This is a genomic window from Psychrobacillus sp. MER TA 171, assembly GCF_023713305.1.
In the GTDB taxonomy this organism is placed as follows: Bacteria; Bacillota; Bacilli; order Bacillales_A; family Planococcaceae; genus Psychrobacillus.
In genome coordinates, this window is the sequence record NZ_JAMAWN010000008.1 from 105,897 (window position 1) to 129,590 (window position 23,694).

Sequence of the window (23,694 nt, forward strand, 5' to 3'; positions counted from 1 at the left end):
TATTAAAAATTCGTCAATCTTTTTTAGCAACTTGTAAAAGCGTTTTCATAAGGACTTGAGCGCCGATATAAAGGGCTTTACGGTCAAAAGACATATGTGGATGATGAAGACCAGGAGAAAGGTCTGCACCGACCCCAATCATAGTAGCCTTTAAATCTGGCTGTCTAATCGTATAAAAATGGAAATCATCACTACCAGATGTGATAACCTCTTCCGCCAGGCTCTCTTCTCCTATCGCTTGCATGATACCTTCTTTAGCTATTAAAGCAGCCTCATTGGAGACTTCTGCTCCTGGAGTGATATCCTGCCATTCCCATTCTATATCTATATCAAAAAGAGTTTGAAGAGCATGTAAATTCTTTTCAATTTGTACTTTCATCTGTTTTAGCACACTATTCTTTTGAGCACGTGCATCAATTGAAAAGCTAGCTGTACCAGGAATAATATTAGAGCTCTCACCGCCAGCCTGGATTTTAGTTAGTTTCGCGGAATATGCCTCAAAAGGAGAAAAATATAAATTCTTTAAGGATTGATGTATAGCGACTGCTACATCAATTGCATTCTGCCCTTGATGAGGTCTGGCTCCATGGGCATCCATTCCTTTAATTTTACCTTCAAGAAACATAGCTGCTCCGTGGTGAATTGCTGGTGAAACCTTACCAAAAGGTAGTTCTTCTATCGGTCTTAAATGCACACCAAAGAGATGCGTAACTCCTTCAAGCGCTCCTCTATCAACCATAGAATTCGCACCATTTCCTTTTTCTTCTGCAGGCTGGAAGATGAAACGAATACGTTTATTTAATTTTTCATCCTTGAGTAAAAGAAGGGCTCCTAAAACCATAGAGATATTAGCGTCGTGACCGCAGGAATGATTGGCGCGGTAAACCCCGTCCACCTCCTGCCACAAAGCATCTATATCTGCACGAATTGCGATCACTTCATCCCCTTCACCTATCTCTGCTAGGAGGCCTGTAACATCATCAAATAATCGATAAGATACGTGGAGCGAATCAAGGATCTCTGTTATTTTTTTCGTTGTTTCGAATTCCTTCCAGCTAACTTCGGGGTATTTATGAAAATGTTCAAACCACTCTAAAATTTGAGATTCTACCTGCATCTTTTCTCATTCTCCCTTTACACTTTTTTATTTTTAGAGCTCTTTTGAAGCCCCAACTTTTTACTTTACGATTTCACACACACGGCCAATTTGACCATCTGTGAGTCTTACTTTAATACCGTGTGGATGAAAGGATGAATTCGTTAAAATATCTTGAACGATTCCTTTTGTTTTGTTACCGGTACGCTGATCCTTCTTCAAAATAATATAAACTTCTAGTCCTGCGTGAATGTCTTTTCTATTTTGTCCGTTCATATAATCACCTCTTTTTGTATCGTACCACTTTCATATCATGCTTACATCCATTTGTTTAATTGAAACCGGTTTTCCTTAGTAAGTTTTTAGAAGAAATGGTCGTCATTTTATATTTAGTACACTACACATGCCAATAACAGCTATGTTCTTTGGAAAAAGCAAGACTTCATGCTATACTGTGAAAGAATTTTCATTACAAAAGGAGTGTTTTATAATGGCGAAAAAAGGTTATTTCCTTATGGAATCTGGAGACAAAATTGAATTTGAACTATATCCAAACGAAGCACCAAACACAGTAGCTAACTTTGAAGAATTAGCTAACAGTGGTTTTTACAATGGTGTAGTGTTCCACCGTGTAATTCCTGGTTTTGTAAGCCAAGGTGGCGATCCAACTGGTACTGGTATGGGTGGAAGCGGTAAAACTATTAAATGTGAAACTGCTGGAAATCCTCACAAACACGAAGCTGGAAGCCTTTCTATGGCTCACGCTGGAAAAGACACTGGGTCAAGCCAATTCTTCATCGTTCACGAACCACAACCACATTTAAACGGTGTTCACACTGTTTTTGGTAAAGTAACTAGCGGTTTAGAAGTAGCAAAAGCTATGAAAAATGGCGACAAAATGGAAAAAGTCGAAGTATTCGACGAAGCTTAAGTTAGATATTTTAGGTCTTGGGGTGATTAATTCCAAGGCCTATTTTAAATAACAAAATCACACCCCTCCCCCAGCTAAATCCCCCGTATCGTAAATCACTGAACAATATAAACAGATCATTACATCATAGGAGGTAAAAGGATGAAGGATTTCCATTGCTGTGCAACTTGCATTCATTTTAGCAGTGAAAAAACGACTAAAGGCATGTATTATAAATGCAAAAGATTAGGCTTTCAAACTGAACCCTCTCATAAATTCAACTGTTGGAACCCAAAAGAAAATGTAAGAAAGCTAATGGAGAAGACAGACACTAGTAAGTCTTAAACGATTTAACTAAAATATTACAACTATATATTTACACCGCTTATCCAATATTGTATATTTTACATATAACCAAAAGGTTATGTGTTGAGGAGGTCATTTTTTGACGGACATTTACAGAGCAATAGCAGATCCCATACGTCGTCGTATCCTCACCATATTGTCTCAAAAGGAATGTACTCAAACCGAACTAGTTGATCATTTCCCAATCTCCCAGCCTGCAGTAAAAAAACACCTCACTATATTGCTAGAAGAGGAATTAATTGAGGAAAGGAGAGAAGGAAAATATCGCCTCTATCGTTTAAAGCAAGACAATTTTGCTGTTCACTATAAAAAATTGCAAGAAGAGATTGGTTTGATATTAGAGGATAAGCTCACAAGCTAAAAAACTATTTAGAGGAGGATTAAAATTGGTTAAAGTCGTTCAGTCGGTTCAAAAGGAAATCTTCATAAAATCTACACCTGAGAAGGTATGGAGAGCACTTACGCAAGCAGACGAACGTAATGCCTGGGAAACCAGAAGTTGCGAAATGGATATAAGTATCGGCGGACAGGTAACCCTAGATTATGGGTGGGGCGCTAGCTATGTTGGAACTATTATAGAGTTAGAGGAAGAACAAAAACTCATTTTGCAAGGGAACGACAAGCAATTGACCACATGGACCATTACCTCTGAAGCAGATGGTGTCCTTGTCTCCATTGAATATACAGGCTCTTGGGCTGGGGACATCGGCTTAATGGAAATGGACAATATGCTTTTTGGTACTTATCAGTTCATGTTAAACCTTAAGAGTGTATTAGAAAAGGAAGTGGATTTACGCAAAAACTTTTGGAAAAGTTGGATTGGTGTCTTGCATCGTACTGCAGATAAGCGAGAAGGAACTAAAGTAGTTCAAGTAATAGCCTCTACTCCTGCTGATGGGTTACTAGAAGTAGATGACGTGATTACAGCAGTAAATGGGAATACGGTTCAATGCTATGACGACTTGGAAAGTTATGTATTTTCATGTGATCCCGGGCAAAATTTAATTATTTCTCTTATTCGAGATGGGCAGGAACTGCCGGTTAGCCTTCATACGATTGGTTTTGGTCATTCCAATTAATTTCGCTATATTGGAATCCAAGTAGGCCCTCCTTCGAGAGCCTACTTTTTGTTATGAGGATATCTGTCGGACTAGCAACAGACCATCTCTCGTCACTAATCGTAAAGCCTTATCCATCAACCCGCTCGCTTCGCCACCTACCGTTTTATAAGACCTACCCTCTTAAGTACTTTCCTTCCAACTCATTGCATTGGTTTTTAAAACAGTACTTCAGTTCTTATAACATCTCCGTAAAATAAAAACTACTACATTGTAAATAAATTACTTTTATAGTCATAATTATTTATTATTTTAATATTTGGTTACTATATTACAATACAGTAACAATTATAATATAAATTTGTATATTTATACCTTTTATATGTTTTTGTCGGTATAATAAATTATAACAAAATAGTGATAGGCGGAGGTGTACCTATGTTTCTAATCACTCGCAAAATCAATGGTACAACAGAGACCTTGAAAAATTCCAACAGCCAATTCAATAAAACTTTTACAACTTATGAGGATGCCCATAAATTTGTTCTAAAGTTAAATAATAATATTATTCCTTCTAAGCATTGGAAGGTTACCGAAGAGACGATGGAAGTTACAAACGAGCAGTCATAACTGCTCGTTTTTTATTATTTTACAGTTTTGCTTACCTGTCCGACCTCACCATATCCCGTCAATACCAGTGAACCCCAATATTTTTTCGTATCGCCTAAAAAATAATATGAAAAATCGTTACATATTCATCAGTCTAACCTTATCCCTCTACATATAAATAAGATAACTCTTAGCGAGGAGGAGGTGTTAATAATGAGTTATTCAAATTATTGTGGTGGTGGCTACGGCGGTGGATACGGCGGTAACACTGGCGGTGGCGGTTACCCAGGCGGCGGAGCTGGCATGGGTTCTGGATTCGCTTTATTAGTTGTTTTATTTATTCTTTTAATCATCGTAGTTGGTACTTTCGGATACGGAAGTGGCGGCGGCGGTTATGTTGGCGGAGAGTCCTGCTAAATAAATGTGTTAATGTTCCTCCTAGTTACTATACTTTACCTCACAAGACGGGCTTTTAGGAGCCTGTCTTTTTTGTTACAGGTAGTTATTTTATAATGAGTTTAAGAGCTCAGCGTAATTATTTTTTGGAGTATTTACTTCCTTCGAAACTGGATAAGCCTCCATTAAGGCTGATTCAAAAGGGCTTAACATTGCTTTAAGCCTATCTTTATCACGAAGGTTTGGATCTAACCAATTCCCGAACATTTCTGGTGGTAGTATGACTGGCATACGATCATGAATAGTCTTTACTAAAGAATTAGCTTCGGTTGTGAGAATAGTGCAGGAATGAACCGTTTCTTCATTTTCCCTTTTCCAGGTCTCCCATATTCCGGCTACTCCAAATAGTTCATTGTTTTTCATTTTTATAAGCATTGGAATCTTTTCCTTTTCATTTGCGATCCATTCATAAAAGGAATTCATAGGTATGATACATCTTCGTTGTGTAAAAGCATTGCGATAGCTAGGTTTTACATCAACTGTTTCGGACCTTGCATTGATCATTTTGTAACCTATCTTCTCGTCCTTCGCCCAGCTGGGTATCAACCCCCACCGTAGCTGCCCCATTCTATTGCTGGTTCCATCGTTAATAATAGCTACGACAGACTGAGAGGGGGCTATATTATAATTAGGATAATAATCCTCTTCATTGGATACAAACTGCACATCAAATCGTTCTTTCATCTGTTCCATATCCGTATATAGACTAAAACGTCCGCACATAAGAGAACCTTCCTTTCTGTTATCTGTCCTATATCCTTTTCCTATTTATTGTTCGTTCAAACGCAGGCAAAAATTAAAAAAATCCCTAGAGTGTTTTACTCTAGAGACATTTTCTATAAGAGAAATGAAATACCAATAATGAGTACGATAGGTCCTAAAATAAATAACCAGGCTAACGGTCTTGCAAAGTTGACAGACCAGCCAACTCCAAAGCGTTTTTCTACAAAAACACTTGGATCATCTTTGTTGATATAGAAAATACCGCCCTTCCAAAATCGATCATCATCTACAGATGTACTATGAGGATTTCCTGCAACCACTTCTTCCTCCCCTACTTTCAAACGTGATCCTCCTTGACCAACTTTTACAGTAAAAATACCTACACTAGCAAAAGCAAGCACCAAAAATCCTATTGGTAAAGCAATCATAACTAGGGATGAGGTTATTTCAGGATGTATTGTCTGTAAGTGAAGATATCCCATCAGCAAGGTGACTCCTACCGACATGACAAAAGAGAGCCAGCTAGAGTATTTCCGAAATGCAAGCTGCTGCTTAACGGAAGTTTTTTTGCGTTGAGGGCTAATGCTTGTTCCCGACATTTTAATTCCCTCGCTAGTAAATAAAAACATTACCTGCATTATCAATAAAATTAGTGGAAGGGAAATAACAGTAAGATAGCTTTTCTCACTAAAAGCATCTGCTTCCCCAGTCGGACCCCAATGAGTAGGAATCATGTCCGGCATCTGTGGATATTTTATAAGCGTATAAAATATAAGCCCAATCGATACAATCATGGGAATAATAAATAAAATTCTCGGCAGCAGTTGAAGCTTCTCTTGAAATCCTAAATCAACTACTTTGACTTCATTTTTGTCGGAAAACCAGCGACGCTTCTCTTTTAATTTCTTCATTTTCGTATGCATGATGAAGTAATAGGCAACGCTCAAAAATAGAACACCAATTTGAATTCCAACACTAACAAGAGCCAATACCTCTTCCCGAGGATTTTGAAGCAACGCCCAAGCAATATAGCCCGCAAAAATAACTAACCCACCAAAAAGAACTACAGCTGTGTATCTATTTTTTAACTGAAGGATTTCCTTGTCCTTTTCATGCTGCTCAGGAACATTTACACCAAAAACAATCGTTGGTTTTAGAAATCTTGGAATGTATGCCTGTAAAATCGTAATAAATAAAAGAATAAATCCAAATAACAACAAAATCATTATTTACCCCTCCTTAATATGTCGAACAAGCTCTCGTACCATTACAACCATTTCTTCCTCTGAAAGTTGCAATACCATCCCCTCTGCTAGCAATGGGCGAATCTGTTCAGCTAACAATTGCTTTTGTTGATCTGTTGCTTTTTCCATGCCTTTTGGTTGTATAATTACCCCTGATTTCGGAACAATTTGAATGAAATCTTTCTCTTCCAAAAGATGATAAGCCTTATTAACCGTATGCATATTCATACCCAAATCAGCGGCAAAGCTTCTAACAGATGGCAAGGAATCCCCTGGCTTTAGCTCTCCTCTAGCCATTCCTTCCATCAATTGTTGCGCTAGCTGTAAATAGATCGGCACAGATGAATTCGGCTTTATCTCTATAAACATTTCATGACCTCCTATTTACCTCTTGTTCTATGTATATTATAACACACTGTTCTATATGTAGTATATCAAAATGTTTTTATTTTTGGCTATGTTAAAAGGTAGAGTTGATTTATGATGCAAATACATCAGAAAGTAGAATTGATTTTTCGCCCCAGCCGGACGCTTTCCGCGGGGTGAGCGATAAGCCATCACCCATCGCTTACGCGCGTGGTTGTGATGTCTGATCTGTCTCACTCATCCCGCCGGAGTCGCCGTCTGGTGCTCCAATCAATAATTAGAAACGGCTTTGATCCGTCGGTAAAGTTCATTTAATAAATTTAATCGCATAAACAAAGTCGGAAAACTGTCTCCAACCATACTTCATAATTTATCGTAATGGGGACCGGCACTATTAAAAATTTTCAGTTTAGTAATCAATTGTGGGACTGACATACCTTGAGTCGATTTACTACATTCCGTGCCTCTTTGTATCGGGATGCATTCTAGCCCTCCATTGATAAGAATCTCTCCTATAAAAAAAAAGCCGACAAGATCTCTGAGGATCTTGCCGGCTCCAAATATGTTTATTATCCTTTTACTGTTAACTCTACTAAGCGTTGAGCAGAAGCTTTTACTTCTTCCATACCTGCAGAGATAATTTCTTGTGCTTTAGCAGGCATAGCATTATGACCTTCAATAATTACTTCATCAATGATTTGCATACCGAATACTCCACCAAATACTGCACGCATATAGTTTACAGCCATTTCCATTGGCGCTGCCTCAGGTGTAGAATAAATTCCACCACGAGCGTTTAAGAAGATTGCTTTTTTATCTGTCATTAATTGAACCATGTTGCCTTGTGCATCATATTTAAATGCAAAGCCTGCAGCATATACATAATCAATAAAAGTTTGTAATTTAGCAGGGATTGTTAGATTCCATAATGGGAATGCAAATACTACAACATCTGCAGCAGTTAATAGATCCATTGCTTTTTGTTTAGCTGCTAATAAGCGAGATTCAACGTCCGTCAACTCTCCACCAGTTTGTACTTTACCGAAAGCATTGAAAAGGTCTTGTCCGAAGTATGGAGTATCCTCTTCATATACATCATAAACTGTTACGTTTACGTCTTTACCTTCAAGTTCAGCCATGAAAGTTTCATACATTTTACTTGAAATTGCTTCTGTTGCTGGTCGGTTATTTGCTTTTACTACTAATACGTTCATTTTTATAACTCCTCTATAATATCCATATATTTTATATTTTTATTTATCTCAAATTCGAGACTTCTCTATATTATATTAATATAAGAAGACTGTCAAAAGGTTAGCTCCTGTTAGTTATTTGCTTCTATGTTTTTCTTATCCTTGGAAACTTTAACTATTAATGTATTTGTTATACTATTTATATAAAGGGAGGTGCATTTCTTGGAGGATATTATTGCTATCTTTATTTTTTCAACTATTGGCTTATCCTTGCTGAGTTTAATCGCTATGGGTGGCTACGTAACAGTGAAACAACAGCAGCATAAACAAAAGGAATTAGAGATAGAACTTTTGCGTTTAGAAAACGAGGCTTTTATGCTTTTGGAGCGAAAAGCTATGCGAGAAGAAAAGCATCTAGAGGAACCTAAGAATTAAATATAAAAAGGTGCTCCTTGTAAAAATAACTTCACAAAGAGCACCTTATAGAATTGTTATTTAAAGTCCTATTACATGAGTGGTGTCAGGAGATCTGCGGTCAAATATAAAGCCGTTTGCCCGATAAAAAGCATCCGCTTTCATGGATTCGGTTTTAGTGGTGATTTCGTTGAACTGACCTTTAGCATCCTCTAAAATTGCTTTAAAAAGTTCACTGCCGATTCCTTTTCTACGGTAATCGGGCAACGTATAAAAACGATGCAATCTAGCAGAATCTGCTCCTAAAACATCTCGATTTAAGCCTCCAATTGCCACTAGCTCTCCTTCATTCCAAGCACCATATAGTGCCTCTCCTTGCTCACTAAACCTGTTTGTACCATCCTCATACTCAGCAGCTAGCCTAGATACAAAACGGTACCCTTCTTTTTCGCTTTCTTGAATTAGCTTGGATACGTCGACCTCATTCAAATCAGAAATTCTTCTTACTTCGATTGCCATATACGCTCCTCCATTCTATTTGTAAAAACGAACTCCTAGTAACTTTCGATATACAGAAGCGAATAACCTCTATTACATCAATATATTTCTATCCTTCCACAAATAGAATGGCGTCATTCACGTACCCATTAAAGCTTATTTGCTGATGCAGACTCGTCTTAAAAAAAGTAAAAAAAGACTGCGCGTAAAAGCACAGTCTTTTTTAACAAACGAAATTAGATAGCAGCTAATCTTGCTTCCACTTCTTCATCCGTCAATTTATGTTCTACAATATAGCGATTACGCGGGTGTACACGACATTCGTGTGAACAGCTGCGAAGATACTTATGTTCATTTTCTTCCGAACATAAAATTTTGTCATTACAGTCTGGATTTGCACAGTTTACGTAACGTTCACAAGGCTCTCCAGTGAAATGATCTTTTCCTACAACCACATGCTCTACTTGATTAATTGGAACAGCAATACGCTCATCAAATACATACATTTGACCATCCCATAGCTGACCACGAACTTCTGGGTCTTTACCATAGGTAGCAATACCTCCGTGCAGTTGAGCCACATCCTCGAATCCTTCTCTAACTAACCAACCAGAGAATTTTTCACAGCGAATTCCGCCTGTGCAATACGTTAATACCTTTTTACCTTCAAAAAGCTCTTTATTATCGTGAATCCACTCAGGAAGATCACGGAAATTACGAATATCCGGACGGATTGCTCCGCGGAAATGACCTAAGTCAAACTCGTAATCGTTACGAGCATCAATAACTATTGTATCTTCGGCTTGCATTTGCTCATAAAATTCTTTTGGAGATAGGTATTTACCTGTTAATTCATTAGGATTGATATCTTCCTCTAATCCTAAGTGAACAATTTCGCGCTTAGGGCGAACGTGCATTTTCTTAAATGCATGTCCTTCCGCTTCATCTATTTTAAACACCATGTCAGCAAAACGTTCATCTGCTTTCATCATGTTCATGTATGCGTCTGTTTGTTCAATTGTTCCGGAACAAGTTCCGTTTATACCTTCGTTCGATACTAAAATACGCCCTTTTAACCCTAGTTCCTTACATGCAGCAAGATGTTCTTGTGCAAATGTTACTGGATCTTCAATTGGGACGTATTTGTAGTAAAGTAATACTCTGTATGCATTTGTGTCCATTTTTTACTCCACCTTTTCAAATTTTGTCCATCGCTTTATCATAACAAATTTAAAGAGGGAAGTTAAATAGTTAGTTTTGTCAAAAAATAAACGAGAAGTAATTAAAAAAGTTGATTATGAATCCTTAAATCAGAAAGTAGAATTGATTTCTGCACCACCGGACGCTTTCCTCGTGGTGAGCATTAAGCCATCACTCGGGATGAAAGCTCGTGGTTGTGATGTCTTATTTGTCTCACTCATCCCTGCTTTTGTCACCGTCTGGTGCTCCAATCAATAAATGGGAAAGGCTTTAATTCATCGATAAAGTGCTTATTAACTTACTCGCAGAAACAAAGTAGACAAACTGTACCAACCCCAATTCATATCTATTTATGTTTTTAAAGTCATTTGAATGTTTACTTTTTTAATGTTTGCAGTCACTGCAAAAAAGAATTATTAGTCAAAATCAACCAATAACTTTAACAAAGCTATAAATTTTTAATATCTGATAGGTTATAACAACAGTGACCACTTTTTATCTATTATTTCAAGGTTTTATTTTTCTATATATGGAATAGTTAGTAAAATGTTACACTTAAACTTAATGATCAACACAAGTAATATTTTTAGTTGTGCTGGCAAATAATTTACTGACGGAGGTTCAAATGGATAGTTTTTTCATAATACTTTTAGTCTTTTTTATTGTTATTGCCAATATTATTGGATTTCTAACTTACAGAAAAAAGAAAAGTCTATATTACTCTGCTTTTACTATATTATGTCTGGGGGTTTTGTTTGGCTCTATTGGTGGTGCACTAACAGTATTTGTTATTAATGATCCTTTTGCAATATTTTATGGTCTGCAAGTAGCATACTATCTACTAATAAATAGTGTTATTGTTTTTCTAATCGCCATTTTAGCAAGCGTAATAAAAAGATTTAACCACAAAACAACATAGTTTATGTCTAGGTAGAATACGGGGGTATTTTTGTGAAGTTATTGTTATGCATTTTATTAGCCGGGCTTTTAGGTTTTTTGGCTATTCACAATCCTATTGGAATTTTTATCGTATGTGTAATTGTTGTGGGAGTTATTTTCAGGTCATTTATTTTAATTAAAGAGATTCATAGACAAGTAGTACCAGCCAATAGCAATGACAAGGTAAAAGAAGCCTACGAAAGATATATAGAAGAGAGAGACGAAAAACAAACTTAATATGCAAGAAAGTGAATACGTTATTTTATTGAACTAAAAATAGTACTCTGCATTAAGATGGGAGAAACTCTTTGAATAATAAATTTAAGATTTTGATTATCTTATTAACTATTTTGGCCATTGTATGTTTGGCTGTTTCTTTTTTTAGCCAAGACAAAAAGAACGCAGAAGAATTTGCAAAGAAATTCTTTTCTACTCCTCTACCTCCTGAGACAAAAGAGCTTGACCGTGGATTTGACTTTGGAGTTGCTTATGGTGGAGGACCATGGGGGAGTGGGGGACGACCAACTGTCGTTGTCTTCCAAAAGTTTTATTCTGAACTTAGTGAAAAAGAAGTGCATGAATATTATAAGGAAAAAGGTGTCGAAATATACTTTGACGGCGATGAAGAGCTTAAAAAGACCTCTGATGGTAAGAGATTTTGGTATGAAGGAAAGGAACGCAAGAATTTAAGTACTAAAGATAATACTGAAGAACCTATAAAATTCATTATTCAGATAAGAAAGGAGTTTACTTCTGCATTTGGAGATTTAGCTAGATAATAAAGTAAGCTCGGAGATTCATATTTAACCGCCCTGTACCTTTTCTTTAAATTACTTAAAAAACAAGCAGAAAGCCTAAGCTATCTGCTTGTTTTATTATTTTGTTCTATTAGCAATCTCGATTGCGCGGTTAGTTCCTTCTGCTGCTACATCTAACGCTTCTTTAGGATCCATCCCTTGATATAAATTCTCCAACGCTGTCACGATTTGCTGACGAGATTCTGGGAACACCGATATTAAGGCACCCTGAGTAGCGATAGATGGCTCTGTGCTTTGTAGCTGTTCTACTGTTACTTTTAACTGTGGCATCTCTTCCCATGCTTCTTTAACAATGTCTGCTTCATATGCAGATGGGTTAATCGCAAAGTACCCTGTATCTAAATGCCACTTAGCTTGAACTTCTGGAGTAGTTAAATACTTCATGAACTCCCAAGCTGCTTTTTGCTCAATTTCAGCAATTCCTTTAGACATCCATAGAGAGGCTCCTCCAATTACAACGCCTTTACGATCTACTTCGTCTGCATAAGGAATGTATGCAGCGCCCACTTCAAATGGTGCATTATCAATAATTCCTCGTACACCTGCGGAGGAATCCATATACATAGCTACCTTCCCTGATTGGAAAGCTGCACGAATGTCATCCCAGTTCGTTCCGAAGTTACCAAATGTACCAGCCTCGTTCATAGTATTTAAGAATTCAAACACGCGTTGACCTTCTTCTCCATTAAAAACCGCTTCTGTCGCGTCACCAGCACGACCGTTGTCTTCATTTACATAAAGTCCACCTTGTGTGGCTACTAGCTGCTCGAAGAACCAGCCATATGTTAGCATAGAAAAGCCTTTCATCTCATCTGTTTTAAGCTTAGCTGCTGCATCAATTACCTCCTGGAACGTTTTAGGAGGGTTCTCAGGATCCAAGCCGGCTGCTTTAAAAGCATCCTTGTTGTATAGCATTACTGGCGTAGAGGAGTTAAATGGCATAGAATATAGCTCTCCATCAAGAGAATAATAATTTAAGATATTCTCCTCTAATTGAGACAAGTCATAGTTATCTTCATCGATAAACTTTTGCATTGGCTCGATAAATCCACTTTCAATCATATATTTAGTACCTACCTCAAACACCTGCGTTATGGCCGGAGCGTCTGCAGTACCCCCAACACTACGAAGCTTAGTTAACGATTCTTCATATGATCCTTGGAATTCTGCCTTTACCTCGTAATCATCCTGGGATGCATTAAAGTCAGCGACAATATTATCAAGAGCTGTTTGCCCTGAACCTGACATCGCGTGCCAAAAGGAGATGACTGTTTTACCTTCTTCGGATTTTTCAACATCCTCATCGCTTTTTTGTACAGGTTCTGTGGATGAACTGTCATCACTATTTGTACATGCAGCTAATGCTAGAATACCTAACAAAATCATGAATAACCATGTAAACTTAAACTTCTTCCTCATGTCATACACCTCTTTTTTTAGTTTGGAACAACTGTTATTTTAGAGCCCCTTGCGTTAACCCTTTTTGCAATTGCTTTTGACCTAAAAACAATAGTAGTAGTGTTGGAATAATAACAACGATTACCCCTGCCATAACCACCCCCCATTCTGTTGCAACCTCTTGTGACTGGAGCTGTTTCAAGCCAATTTGTACGGTTCTTACGGAATTGTTGGTTGTAACTAATAAAGGCCAAAGGTACATATTCCAAGTCGTTAAGAAACCATAAGCGCCTAATGTTACTAAACTAGTTTTAGAAACCGGCAAGATGACACGAACAAAAAACGCAAATCTACTGAGTCCTGCAATCTGAGATGCCTCATGCAGCTCCTTCGGTATTGTTTTGAAATGCTGTCTAAGTAAAAATGTCCCGAAGGCTAAGGCAAAAAACGGTAGTGTCATCCCTTGGTATGTGTTAAGCCAGTTAAGATTTTGAATGGTAAAGAAATTGGGAATCATTGTTGCTTCCCATGGAATCATCATCGTGGAGATAAAAAGGAAAAATACAAAGTCCCTTCCTTTGAATGGGATAAAGACAAAGGCATAGGCCGCTAAACTACATACGACCAGCTGTCCAAGCATAACCCCGAACGAAACAATGAAACTGTTAATCAAATAGTTTAATAGAGGCAATCGATCAAACACCTTCACATAATTATCAAAGCTAAAAGAAGAAGGCAAGAATTTTCCTTGTAAAATTTCGCCTCCCGTCATGAAGCTCACCATCAAGGCATAGATGATCGGGAAAAACATAATCAGTGCAGTAACGATCAATAAAAAATACACAATGGAGCGCTTTAGTATTCTCATTGGTAATGCACCTTCTTTTCCCCTAGCTTAAATTGTAAAATTGTAACGAGTAAAATACATATAAATAAGAACACCGCTTGAGCACTTGCAGTACCAAATTGAGCGTTAACAAATGCCTCTCGATAAATGGAATACACGATTAAGTTAGTGGATTGGGAGGGCCCGCCCTTTGTTAAGATATCCACCTGTCCAAACGTTTGAAACGCATTGATGAGAGAGATGGTAATAATAAAAAATAAGGTGGGAGAGAGCATTGGTATAGTGATTCTTCTCAAACGATACCAATAGCTTGCTCCGTCAATACGAGCACTTTCATATAAGTGTTCATCAATATTTTGTAGTCCCCCTAGCAATATGAGGAAGCAGAAGCCAGTGTTCAACCAAATCGTTGTTAAAGACACCGACAGCAAAGCCCATGTTGGATCTAGAAGCCACTCGACTTGTGGAAGATTCAATATGGCAAGCACTTTGTTGAACATCCCAATACTTGGGTGGAATAAGAATAGCCACACAACGGAGGAAGCTGCTACAGAAACCCCCATAGTGGAAGCATAGATTGTACGAAAGAAACCGATTCCTCTTAGCTTTTCATTGGCAAGTAATGCGAGGCCTAGCGCAATAATAATTCCAGTAGGCACTGTATATAGTACAAATAGGAATGTGGCCTTTATACTGTTTAGAAAAGCAGACGATTCAAGCAAATAAGCATAGTTTTCCAGACCAACAAACACTGCAGCCTCTCCTGCTTGGTTGGTTAAGAAAAAGCTTAAATAAATGGTGCGAAACATTGGATAAAAAACAAAAACGGAAAATAAGATAATAGATGGCAATAAATATAATAGAGCTGTTCGGGCATTTAGTGAGCGCTTCCAGAAACCTTTCTTTTGCTTAAATCTAACAGCAGTGACATGGTTTGATTTCACTACTGTCATACAAATACCTCTTTACCAAATACATGGTTTTCTACATCAGAAGGTTTTTTAATAATCTCCTTTGTTACGCTATCAAAGAAGCAAAAGGAATCATAGTTCATGATGACTGGTATTTTATCACCCACAGCTATCTGCCATTGGCCGCTCCATTTCACTTGCCATTGCTGATCATTCAACGTAAATGAAAATACAGTTTCATTTCCTAAAATTTCTACATTTACAATTTCTACAAATACCTTTTCCTCAGCGGTCGAATCCTTAGTCGCTGCTTTTATATGCTCCGGACGAATACCAACAATAACTTTGTCTGTCAGGTAGTGTGCGTCCTCATCTGGTACGGAAATAGTAATTAAATCATTTAACACAATAGCACGCTGTTCTTTACTTCCTATGCCTTCAGCAATATTCATAGGAGGTGAACCAATAAAGGTAGCCACAAAAGGATTGGCTGGATTATTATAAATATCAATTGGTTTACCTATCTGTTGGATAGATCCTTCATGTAGAATCATAATGCGATCACCCATTGTCATCGCCTCAATTTGATCATGCGTTACATAAATCATAGTAATTCCAAGTCTGCGCTGGATTTGTCTAATTTCAGATCTCATGTGTGCACGAAGCTTAGCATCTAAGTTAGATAATGGTTCGTCCATTAGACAAATTGGAGCTTGGTTTACAATAGCTCGGGCAAGAGCAACTCGTTGTCTTTGTCCACCGGAAAGTTCTCTTGGCTTACGTTTTAAGTAATCAGAAAGCCCTAGCATTTGAGCAACCTCTATTGTTCGATTGTTACGTTCTTCTTTAGAGATTTTTTTTACATGCAGACCAAATTGAATATTTTCTTCTACCGAAAGATGCGGGTATAAAGCATAGTTCTGGAATACCATAGATAAATCACGCTTACTTGGAGGTAAATCATTCACTTCCTGCTCACCAATCTTGAGCACTCCTCCTGTTATCTCTTCTAATCCCGCAATCATACGAAGCATTGTACTTTTTCCACACCCCGATGGACCAACAAGTACAAAGAATTCCCCTGGTTCAATCGTTACGTTAATATTAGAAATAACGTTAGATTGTTTGTCGTATGATTTAGAGATATCAATCAACTCTACTCGCTTCAAAAGATTTCCCCCATTCTCTAATCGATTATGTTACCTAAGCATCAAGTTTATAGATTTTACTATGGAAGCTAGTAAAATATGTTTTTTTACCATTTTTCCATAGCTATGTAATCTTTTCTTCACCATATTACTAAAAATAATATTCTAAATCAAAGAAATTTACAATATTTACAGAATATTTAATTTCATACAAAAAGTTTACAGTTCTTGGAGGATAAACTTATGCGTAAATATCAAATAATCCTACTTATATTTGTTTTGATTGTTAGTGGATGTGTAGGGAAAGAAGTGACGCCCATTGCTTCAGAAGAGTTTTTTATCATCGCGCATAGAGGAGCGTCTACTTATGCACCAGAGCATACAATGGTCGCTTATGAGGTTGCTGAGCAGCTAGGAGCTACTTATATTGAAATTGACTTACAAATGACGAAAGATGGAGTATTAGTTGCTATGCATGATGAAACAGTAGACCGCACTACTGAAGGTGAAGGGTTAGTCAAAGATTACACATTAGAGGAATTAAAAAAGTTGAATGCCGGGAAATGGTTTAATGATACATATCCAGATTTCGCCAATACTGCATTTGAAAAGGCACGAGTTCCTACATTAAGAGAAATATTTGATAATTTTGGAGATAGAGTCAACTACTATATCGAGATGAAATCCCCAAAAATATATGAGGAAATGGAGGAGGAATTGCTTGCTTTGTTAGAAGAATATAACTTATTAAATCACGAAGAAGATGTACCAAAAGTAATCGTCCAATCCTTCAACCGTGCTAGCCTAATAGAATTTCATGAGCTTGAACCAAGCATTCCCCTTATCCAACTGCTCGGCAATAAAGAGGAGGCTAAATTTACCAACCAGGAAATGAAAAGCCTAAAAACCTATGCAAGTGGAATTGGCGTCAACGTGAATGCTGTAGATGGAACCTTTGTCCATGAAGCACATGAAAATGGGTTGAAGGTACACCTGTTTTCCTTGATAGGAGAAGCAGATATAAAAAAAGCCTTGCTTTACAAGGCTGATGGTATATTCGCAGATGCTCCTAACGTTGCTTTAGAAATAATAGATCGTACACAAAATTAAATCTGTTGTTTCAAAACTTTTTCACAAAGTCTTTTAAAATGAATTTCAAATTTCTCATTGTCTTCTTTTTGACGTTTTCGTGGTCCCTTCATTCGGCCACCTGCTTGTCTTATTTTTTTGGATATATGTCTACTCTCTAATAGCTGGTCTATATTCTCTGGTGTATACCATCTTCCATTTTGGTCTATTGCATAGCCTCGCTTAGCTAAAACCATGGCTGCAAGACCATAATCCTGGGTGACAACAATGTCGCCCTTATTCACTTTATTGACGAGCACAAAGTCTACAGCATCTGCGCCTTTCGAAACCATGACTGTTTCAGCACCTTCCCTCTGCATATAATGTGCAGTGTCGCATAACAACGTTACCTTCAAATCGAACTGTTTTGCGATATCAATCGTTAAATCCACGACAGGACAGCCGTCCGCATCTACTAGTACATTCACCATTTTGAGCACTCCTATCAGCTATATATCCTACATTGTATACTAAATGATTATTTTTATGAATGGCTATGTTAAAGGGTAGGGTTGATTTATGATGCAAAGAAATCTTAGATCAGAGGGTAGAATTGATTTCCGCGCCAACCGGACGCTTTCCGCGGGGTGAGCGATAAGCCATCACCCATCGCTTACGCGCGTGGTTGTGATGTCTTATCTGTCTCACTCATCCCGCAGGAGTCGCCGTCTGGCGCTCCAATCAATAAATGGGAACAGCTTTAGCATCGATAAAGCACTAATAAATTTACTCGCATAAACAAAGCTGATTTCATCATCTATTTATGTTCTTAATAGCCATTTGAAAGTTCCTTTGTTTATGTTTACAGTCACTATAAAAAAGAATAGGTTAGTCAAAATCAACCAATAACTTTAGCAAAGCTTTATGAATTTAGGTGCAGCCGCACAAGTCTTTTTCCCGCCGTTTCTATTCTAAATAAATACCTTAGGTGTATTTGACAATTAGTTTTTAAAAGTCTCCAATAATTATATAAATCAAAAGGCATGGATATATGCTTCCATACCTTTTATATTGAACCTTTACTTATATTCACCTAATATCTCCACTGCTTTTTCTGTTATAGATGTATCCACCGCTTTATCAAAGTCAACGTCACCGCTAATTGCTCCATTTTCTTTATATACGTCATATTGCTTTAACACGTCATCTAAAAACATTTTTCCATTAGGGTCTAAGCCTGTAACAAATACTTTTTCCCATAACACTGGATCTTTTAGTGAAGTATACTTTGTCATAATTTCAATGATTTCAGCTTTTCCTTCACCCTTTATAAATGCATCATTATAATCCCGGACACCCTTTAAATAGGCCGCCATGAATCGGAGCGAAACATCTTGTTCCTCACTCATAAATTGAGGAGAACCTAAAACCATCGCGATTTGAGATTCCGGTGCATAATCCGTAGCGTCTCCAAAGCGCTCATGAAATCCGTTTTCAATCCCTTGGGCGATTAGTGGTTCAATTTGAAGTGCAGCATCTATCGAACCATTTTCTATCGCCCCTAGCATGCTTCCAAAGTCTCCAAGTAATACAAACTCTACATCCTCAGGTGTTAATCCTGCATGCTTCAGCATTTCTAAAAAGATAAATTCATCAATCGAGTTTTTAGAGGAAACAGCAATACGCTTTCCTTCAAAATCCTTATACTCCTTGATGACATCCTTCATGTGGTTTCCAATGACGAATGAGAAATACGACTTACCTGGCACATTGTGTCCCTTGTCTGCAATAATTTTTACGTCAATCCCTTGGGCAATGGCATTAAAAAATGAAGCAGTTGAAACCCCACCGGCAATATCCACGTCTCCCGAAGCAAGTGCAGGAAGCATTTCATCACTATTTGCAAATTGCGCAAACTCTACTTCAATATTGTAGTCCTCAAAATAACCTTTTTCTTTTGCAATGTAAAAACCTGCCCCAGAGGCAGCCCCGTCTTCCGCTATAATTACTTTTACTTTCTTATTTAGCGGTGCCAAGTCTCCAGAAGGGTTATCCTTACTTACTTCATCATCTACATGGTCAGATCCTTCTTCTTTTGGACTACAAGCACCTAGTAAAAGAACAATAGATGCAAATAGTATGAACCAGCGTTTCTTCACAACTTTCCTCCTTTATTTTCTCGATTTTTGAACTTCTTGCTGTAAATGATTCCAAATCGTTATAAACTGTTCCGCCATTTCTGTATTTGCCCTAACCTGCTCCATTGTACGGGGTCTTGGCAATGGAACTTTTATCTCACTTACAATCTCACCTGGATGAGAGCTCAATAACACGATACGGTCACTCAGCAACAAAGCCTCATCAATACTATGAGTGATAAATAAAACGGTCTTTTTGTTTTCGGACCAAATTGATAGTAACTCTTCCTGCAATATGAATTTGTTTTGTTCATCCAAGGCAGCAAATGGCTCATCCATTAACAAAATTTCTGGATCATTGGCAAAAGCCCTAGCAATACTAATCCGTTGCTTCATCCCTCCAGAAAGCTCTTTTGGATAAAGCGAAGAAAACTTACTTAAACCTACCTTTTTTAAGTAGTAGTCGGTTTGCTTTTTAACGTATTCCTTTGGAAGGTGCCTCATTTTTAAACCAAAAGCAACATTCTCTTCAACGGTCAGCCAAGGAATAACCCCTTTTTCTTGAAACACCATAGACTGTAGCGGACGTTCCCCTGCTTCCGATACAATTAAAAAGGAGCCAGAGCTCGGAGTTTCTAGTCCCGCAAGGATGCGTAAAAGAGTTGTCTTTCCACATCCACTTGGTCCAACTAGACAGATAAATTCCCCTTCCTCTACCTGCAGAGAAATATCCTTTATAGCTGTAACACTATTACTTTTTTTATAGAAAATCTTCGTAAGATTATCAATGGAAATTTTAACTTTTCCGCTCATTTAACTCACCTCCATGGGACAATTCTCTTTTGCAGTCCACGTAGGAGAAGGGAAAAAAGAAACCCAAAAAAAGAAATGAGCACTAAACCGACGAACATTTCCTTCAACATGAATGCCTTATAAGAGGTCCAGATTAAATAACCGATACCAGAGGTTGCCCCCATCATTTCTGCAGCAACGATTGTTAACAAAGCTATTGCCTGCCCCATTTGAATACCTTCTAGCATAACTGGCAAGGCACCCGGGAAAGCAATTTTCAAAAAGAAATCCTTTGGACTTGCACCATAGTTTTTGGCTACATCGAGATGTACCCTATCTATGTTCAAAACACCAGCCACTGTATTAATAACGACAGGAAAAAATACACTCCCTGCAATAGTAACTACCTTTGAAAAATCTCCAATACCGAAAAGGATAATGATGATTGGCATTAAAGCTAATGTTGGAATCGGCATAAATGCCATTACTATAGGGGATATAAAGTGTCGAATAGGAGCATACAATCCCATTAACAGCCCTATGATTACACCTGGAATTACACCGAGTAGGAAGCCCATTGCAATTCGGTAAAGAGAGACTGATACATGAGTCCATAGTAACCCACTTGTAGCAAGCTCAAAAAATGTCGAAACTATTGCTGTAGGAGGAGGGAAAAAGCGTATATCTAAAATGCCCGTTCGTGAGAAGACCTCCCACAGGATTAAGATGAGTATTGGTGAAGTAATTGTTAAAAGCTGCTTACCACGTTCTTTTAGTTGTTGCTTTTTCCATTCCTTTTGTTCCGTTTCATAGGGATCGTAGTCGCTATCCACGAGCCCATTTTCATCGCGCATCTTTCACCACCTCTTTCTAAAAATAATATGTCGAATGGGGAAAATATGTGACCACACCTACATGGAAATTGACTTAAAATGTAGATTTTGGTAATTTTAAAATAAGAAAGAGGGGGTTAATATGACAGACAAACAATTAAGATCCACAAAAGAAATGCCATATTTTATTTTAAGCATCCTATTTAGTTTATTAATTTACGTTATAGCTATAGCTAGTATTTTTGGGATCGCAATCATTCTTGTTTTATTTTTTATCAGTACATATGCACATCTTATGAATCTTAGCTATATTCGATCAAATGGTATCAGAGTTAGCCAAAGGCAGTTTCCAGATGTCTATGAACGAATAACTCGTATGTCTGAAGATATGAATTTAAAAAAAGTACCAGATATATTTGTAGTTCACTCCGAAGGTGCTTTTAACGCTTTTGCAACCCGGTTTTTAGGAAAGAATATGGTTGTGCTCTATTCAGAGGTATTTGAGCTTGCTAGGGAGCAAGGCGATGCAGAGCTAGATTTCATCATAGCTCACGAGCTTACACATATTAAACGAAATCACATTTGGAAAAATATATTAATTACACCCGCTCGTTTAGTGCCGTTCCTTTCCCAGGCGTATAGTCGTGCATGTGAATATACATGTGATCGTCAAGCAGCTTATTTCATTAGAGATGGGGCAGCTGCTAAGCGTGGCCTTACAATTTTAAGTATTGGGAAGGAGCTCTATAAAGAGGTAAATGAGGATGCCTATTTAGAGCAAATTTCCACAGAGTCCAATGTTTTCACATGGCTTGGCGAGGTCTTATCCTCCCACCCACCCACTCCTAAAAGAGTCCAAGCAGTCGGTCATTTTATGCAAGTAGAAGGGACTCCTACCTACTATACGAATGCTAATAAAATCGCTCTTGGTTTAGGCGCATTATTTGGTATTTTATTCATTGGTTATTTAGGGATTATAGGAATAGTCCTGGCAGGCTCTCTTACCTATGCAAGCATTTTTCCTGATGACCTGCTAGAGGATGAATCTGCATTAAATACTTTAACTTCGGAGGAGTCGACACTAGATACAAGCTCTTCACCTTCAGACCAAGACACTTACAATTACACTCCTTTAATGAATGCAGTCGTGGATGGAGACTATACGAAGGTGCGAGAGCTTATAGCTAGCGGGGTAAATTTAGAAGAAAAAGACACAGAGGGGGCAACTGCCTTACATCAAGCAGTATATTTAAATGACATTATGATGGCAGAAATTTTACTCGAGGCTGGGGCAGACCCTAACACAAAGGATCTCTATTCCAACGCTTTGACAGCCACCTTTTATCATGAGAATTACGAATTGACAGCTCTATTGTATGAGTACGGGGCAGATCCGGCCGTAGTTGACCCAGAAGGTTACTCGGGAAATAATATTCTAGGTGTTCCTAGTGGGCAGTTCGAACAGACATTGAATAGTCTACTTCAACCAGTAAATTGAAATACCTATTTTAAAACTATCCTCTCCTAGTTTTGGACAGATCACTCCCGTCGCGGTAAGCGTCCAGCTGGTGCGGAAATCAATTCGACTTTTTGATTAATTAGCATAGTCTATTTTTTAATAATTCCAATGAGGGGAAGTAATAAGATTTGGAATGCAATGAACCAACTGTAAATGACAATAAAAAAAAAATTAAATAAACTATTAAAGGTCTTCATCATTGGAAGCTTGTTAATCGTCGGACTTGTCGGCTACGGAGTATATTGGGCTTTTTTTGATATGAATAGGTTACCAACAGGAGAATATCTTACAGAAGAGATTTCACCTAATGGAAAGTACACATTAAAAGCATATGTTACGAACGGAGGCGCAACCACATCATATTCTGTTCGTGGCGAGCTGGTATTTAATGATAAAGATAATAAAACTAAAAATATCTATTGGAACTATCGAGAAGAAAGCGCAAGTATTTCTTGGAAAGATAATAATACAGTAATAATTAACGGTCATACATTAGATGTTACAAAGGATAAATTTGATTTTAGAAGACATTAATAATCATAAAAAAGCTCGCGAAGATGAAATTCCGCGAGCTTTCCTTCTATATAATTGAGTATTTATAACTTATCACTTACCCGGAAAAACCTACCATTTACTATGCATATTTTTCATCTTAATGCCTATTACGTAATGATGTTACATTATTTGCGTTTGTCTCCCAGCTAATCATTAATTCCTGCTGTCTATTCTTTAAATCCTCAAAAGGTTCTTCCATTACTTCGATACGATCAAATTTTTCTAAGAAGACAGAGGCATCTTTCAGTCTTTTATATCCTCCAAAGCCATGGTCATCGTTTAATAACCAAACGACACGCTGAATTTTAGCAAATAGTATTCCTCCTGTACACATTGGACAAGGCTCGAGGGAGCTATAAAGCGTAAATTTTTTGTGTTTAATTTTAGCATCAAACATTGCAGTCCCAGCATTTCTTATCGCATCCATTTCTGCATGTGCCGTAATATCCTGACTAGGGTGTACTCTATTTCTACCTTTAGCAACGAGATTAAAATGTTCATCCACAATAACTGCTCCAACTGGATAAGTATTTTCCTCTAATGCTTTTTCTGCTTCCCCTAACGCCATCTCTAAAAAATATCGATCCAAGTCCAT

At 37.6% G+C, this 23,694-nt stretch carries 30 protein-coding genes; 13 read left to right on the top strand and 17 right to left on the bottom strand.

Annotation, left to right across the window (positions count from 1 at the left end; all coding sequences use genetic code 11):
- Positions 1-13: 13 nt before the first annotated feature.
- Positions 14-1,117 carry an amidohydrolase gene (locus tag M3627_RS09720; protein WP_169359289.1) on the bottom strand — a complete coding sequence of 368 codons (1,104 nt, stop codon included), beginning with the start codon at positions 1,115-1,117 and terminating at the stop codon, positions 14-16.
- A gap of 60 nt (positions 1,118-1,177) precedes the next feature.
- The gene (locus M3627_RS09725; RefSeq protein ID WP_251555366.1) at positions 1,178-1,372 is read right to left on the bottom strand and encodes a YwbE family protein; all 195 of its coding nucleotides are present in this window, start codon (positions 1,370-1,372) and stop codon (positions 1,178-1,180) included.
- Positions 1,373-1,586: 214 nt separating this feature from the next.
- Between M3627_RS09725 and M3627_RS09730 the strand changes: the two genes are divergently transcribed.
- From M3627_RS09730 to M3627_RS09755, 6 genes are all read left to right on the top strand, one after another.
- Positions 1,587-2,027 (top strand): peptidylprolyl isomerase, encoded by a 441-nt coding sequence (locus tag M3627_RS09730; RefSeq protein WP_169359291.1) that lies wholly within the window; start codon positions 1,587-1,589, stop codon positions 2,025-2,027.
- 141 nt (positions 2,028-2,168) lie between these two features.
- The gene (locus M3627_RS09735) at positions 2,169-2,351 is read left to right on the top strand and encodes a hypothetical protein (RefSeq protein ID WP_240949685.1); all 183 of its coding nucleotides are present in this window, start codon (positions 2,169-2,171) and stop codon (positions 2,349-2,351) included.
- 100 nt (positions 2,352-2,451) lie between these two features.
- Positions 2,452-2,733, top strand: a complete 282-nt coding sequence (locus M3627_RS09740) for an ArsR/SmtB family transcription factor (RefSeq protein ID WP_251555368.1) — start codon at positions 2,452-2,454, stop codon at positions 2,731-2,733.
- Between the two features lie 25 nt (positions 2,734-2,758).
- On the top strand, positions 2,759-3,451 hold the full coding sequence (locus M3627_RS09745; RefSeq protein ID WP_251555383.1) for an SRPBCC domain-containing protein: 693 nt from the start codon (positions 2,759-2,761) through the stop codon (positions 3,449-3,451).
- A 417-nt stretch (positions 3,452-3,868) separates the two neighbouring features.
- A complete protein-coding gene (locus M3627_RS09750; protein WP_169359294.1) occupies positions 3,869-4,060 on the top strand; it encodes a hypothetical protein in 192 nt (63 codons plus the stop codon).
- A 192-nt stretch (positions 4,061-4,252) separates the two neighbouring features.
- The gene (locus tag M3627_RS09755; protein ID WP_169359295.1) at positions 4,253-4,456 is read left to right on the top strand and encodes a YjcZ family sporulation protein; all 204 of its coding nucleotides are present in this window, start codon (positions 4,253-4,255) and stop codon (positions 4,454-4,456) included.
- 90 nt (positions 4,457-4,546) lie between these two features.
- Here M3627_RS09755 and M3627_RS09760 read toward each other — a convergent pair whose 3' ends face one another.
- The 4 genes from M3627_RS09760 to M3627_RS09775 all read right to left on the bottom strand — a co-directional run bounded on the left by M3627_RS09760 (position 4,547) and on the right by M3627_RS09775 (position 8,042).
- The gene (locus M3627_RS09760) at positions 4,547-5,218 is read right to left on the bottom strand and encodes an SOS response-associated peptidase (protein WP_251555385.1); all 672 of its coding nucleotides are present in this window, start codon (positions 5,216-5,218) and stop codon (positions 4,547-4,549) included.
- A 113-nt stretch (positions 5,219-5,331) separates the two neighbouring features.
- Complete coding sequence (locus M3627_RS09765) at positions 5,332-6,444, bottom strand: DUF1648 domain-containing protein (RefSeq protein WP_251555387.1); 1,113 nt, start codon at positions 6,442-6,444, stop codon at positions 5,332-5,334.
- A gap of 3 nt (positions 6,445-6,447) precedes the next feature.
- A complete protein-coding gene (locus tag M3627_RS09770; protein WP_169359298.1) occupies positions 6,448-6,831 on the bottom strand; it encodes a GntR family transcriptional regulator in 384 nt (127 codons plus the stop codon).
- Between the two features lie 566 nt (positions 6,832-7,397).
- Positions 7,398-8,042, bottom strand: coding sequence for an FMN-dependent NADH-azoreductase (locus tag M3627_RS09775; RefSeq protein ID WP_169359299.1), 645 nt, complete (start codon positions 8,040-8,042; stop codon positions 7,398-7,400).
- Between the two features lie 201 nt (positions 8,043-8,243).
- Here M3627_RS09775 and M3627_RS09780 point away from each other — a divergent pair, with 201 nt between their 5' ends.
- Complete coding sequence (locus M3627_RS09780; RefSeq protein WP_169359300.1) at positions 8,244-8,456, top strand: hypothetical protein; 213 nt, start codon at positions 8,244-8,246, stop codon at positions 8,454-8,456.
- Between the two features lie 60 nt (positions 8,457-8,516).
- Here the strand turns inward: M3627_RS09780 and M3627_RS09785 are convergent, their stop codons facing one another.
- Together M3627_RS09785 and trhO are read right to left on the bottom strand one after the other, a co-directional pair.
- Complete coding sequence (locus M3627_RS09785) at positions 8,517-8,954, bottom strand: GNAT family N-acetyltransferase (protein WP_169359301.1); 438 nt, start codon at positions 8,952-8,954, stop codon at positions 8,517-8,519.
- A 215-nt stretch (positions 8,955-9,169) separates the two neighbouring features.
- Positions 9,170-10,114, bottom strand: a complete 945-nt coding sequence (gene trhO, locus M3627_RS09790; RefSeq protein ID WP_251555389.1) for an oxygen-dependent tRNA uridine(34) hydroxylase TrhO — start codon at positions 10,112-10,114, stop codon at positions 9,170-9,172.
- A 644-nt stretch (positions 10,115-10,758) separates the two neighbouring features.
- On the opposite strand from trhO, the gene M3627_RS09795 reads away from it, so the two are divergent.
- From M3627_RS09795 to M3627_RS09805, 3 genes are all read left to right on the top strand, one after another.
- A complete protein-coding gene (locus M3627_RS09795) occupies positions 10,759-11,052 on the top strand; it encodes a 3-isopropylmalate dehydrogenase (protein ID WP_251555391.1) in 294 nt (97 codons plus the stop codon).
- Positions 11,053-11,084: 32 nt separating this feature from the next.
- Entirely contained in the window at positions 11,085-11,309 is a 225-nt protein-coding gene (locus M3627_RS09800; protein ID WP_251555393.1) for an ATP-dependent Lon protease, read from the top strand.
- Positions 11,310-11,380: 71 nt separating this feature from the next.
- Positions 11,381-11,851 carry a hypothetical protein gene (locus tag M3627_RS09805; protein ID WP_251555402.1) on the top strand — a complete coding sequence of 157 codons (471 nt, stop codon included), beginning with the start codon at positions 11,381-11,383 and terminating at the stop codon, positions 11,849-11,851.
- Positions 11,852-11,947: 96 nt separating this feature from the next.
- On the opposite strand, the gene M3627_RS09810 is transcribed toward M3627_RS09805, so the two are convergent.
- The 4 genes from M3627_RS09810 to M3627_RS09825 are packed head-to-tail and all read right to left on the bottom strand — an operon-like array spanning position 11,948 to position 16,215.
- Entirely contained in the window at positions 11,948-13,309 is a 1,362-nt protein-coding gene (locus M3627_RS09810) for an ABC transporter substrate-binding protein (protein ID WP_251555404.1), read from the bottom strand.
- Positions 13,310-13,343: 34 nt separating this feature from the next.
- The gene (locus M3627_RS09815; RefSeq protein ID WP_251555407.1) at positions 13,344-14,156 is read right to left on the bottom strand and encodes a carbohydrate ABC transporter permease; all 813 of its coding nucleotides are present in this window, start codon (positions 14,154-14,156) and stop codon (positions 13,344-13,346) included.
- On the bottom strand, positions 14,153-15,088 hold the full coding sequence (locus tag M3627_RS09820) for a carbohydrate ABC transporter permease (protein WP_251555408.1): 936 nt from the start codon (positions 15,086-15,088) through the stop codon (positions 14,153-14,155). The genes M3627_RS09815 and M3627_RS09820 overlap by 4 nt, the downstream gene beginning before the upstream one ends.
- Positions 15,085-16,215, bottom strand: coding sequence for an ABC transporter ATP-binding protein (locus M3627_RS09825; protein ID WP_251555410.1), 1,131 nt, complete (start codon positions 16,213-16,215; stop codon positions 15,085-15,087). The genes M3627_RS09820 and M3627_RS09825 overlap by 4 nt, the downstream gene beginning before the upstream one ends.
- Before the next feature lie 222 nt (positions 16,216-16,437).
- Here M3627_RS09825 and M3627_RS09830 point away from each other — a divergent pair, with 222 nt between their 5' ends.
- On the top strand, positions 16,438-17,304 hold the full coding sequence (locus M3627_RS09830; RefSeq protein ID WP_251555412.1) for a glycerophosphodiester phosphodiesterase family protein: 867 nt from the start codon (positions 16,438-16,440) through the stop codon (positions 17,302-17,304).
- Here M3627_RS09830 and M3627_RS09835 read toward each other — a convergent pair.
- The 4 genes from M3627_RS09835 to M3627_RS09850 form a co-directional block, all read right to left on the bottom strand.
- Positions 17,301-17,753, bottom strand: coding sequence for a YaiI/YqxD family protein (locus tag M3627_RS09835; RefSeq protein ID WP_169359310.1), 453 nt, complete (start codon positions 17,751-17,753; stop codon positions 17,301-17,303). The two genes, M3627_RS09830 and M3627_RS09835, sit on opposite strands and share 4 nt — an antisense overlap.
- Positions 17,754-18,341: 588 nt before the next feature.
- Positions 18,342-19,421 (bottom strand): ABC transporter substrate-binding protein, encoded by a 1,080-nt coding sequence (locus M3627_RS09840; protein ID WP_251555415.1) that lies wholly within the window; start codon positions 19,419-19,421, stop codon positions 18,342-18,344.
- 12 nt (positions 19,422-19,433) lie between these two features.
- A complete protein-coding gene (locus tag M3627_RS09845) occupies positions 19,434-20,213 on the bottom strand; it encodes an ABC transporter ATP-binding protein (RefSeq protein WP_251555417.1) in 780 nt (259 codons plus the stop codon).
- Between the two features lie 5 nt (positions 20,214-20,218).
- Positions 20,219-21,046 carry an ABC transporter permease gene (locus M3627_RS09850; RefSeq protein WP_169359313.1) on the bottom strand — a complete coding sequence of 276 codons (828 nt, stop codon included), beginning with the start codon at positions 21,044-21,046 and terminating at the stop codon, positions 20,219-20,221.
- A 121-nt stretch (positions 21,047-21,167) separates the two neighbouring features.
- Between M3627_RS09850 and M3627_RS09855 the strand changes: the two genes are divergently transcribed.
- On the top strand, positions 21,168-22,523 hold the full coding sequence (locus tag M3627_RS09855) for a M48 family metallopeptidase (RefSeq protein ID WP_169359314.1): 1,356 nt from the start codon (positions 21,168-21,170) through the stop codon (positions 22,521-22,523).
- Between the two features lie 174 nt (positions 22,524-22,697).
- Positions 22,698-23,078, top strand: a complete 381-nt coding sequence (locus M3627_RS09860; protein ID WP_169359315.1) for a DUF5412 domain-containing protein — start codon at positions 22,698-22,700, stop codon at positions 23,076-23,078.
- Between the two features lie 118 nt (positions 23,079-23,196).
- Here the strand turns inward: M3627_RS09860 and M3627_RS09865 are convergent, their stop codons facing one another.
- On the bottom strand, positions 23,197-23,694 hold the full coding sequence (locus tag M3627_RS09865; protein WP_285841684.1) for a nucleoside deaminase: 498 nt from the start codon (positions 23,692-23,694) through the stop codon (positions 23,197-23,199).